1 protein-coding gene is annotated in these 205 nt (G+C 58.0%); it reads right to left on the bottom strand.

What is annotated here, in order from left to right; genetic code table 11:
* On the bottom strand, nt 1-205 hold a 205-nt coding region (locus KI210_RS08760), incomplete at both ends, for an ABC transporter permease subunit (RefSeq protein ID WP_212781480.1).

Here is a 205-nt window from a genome sequence, read left to right as displayed (position 1 = left end):
GTCCTTGACCAGCGATACGAACTGCGACAGCAGCGCCGGTATCATGTTGTGCACCGCCTGCGGCACGATGATGTGGTACATGGCCTGCACGTACGTCATCCCGTTGCTTCGTGCACCTTCCATCTGTCCGTAGTCGATCGATTCGATCCCGGCGCGCACGATCTCGCTGATCATCGCGCTTTCGAATACTACCAGCGCCGTAATC

The organism is Lactobacillus corticis (genome assembly GCF_018327645.1).
Lineage (GTDB): Bacteria > Bacillota > Bacilli > Lactobacillales > Lactobacillaceae > Lactobacillus > Lactobacillus corticis.
This window is presented reverse-complemented; position numbering and strand designations above follow the sequence as displayed.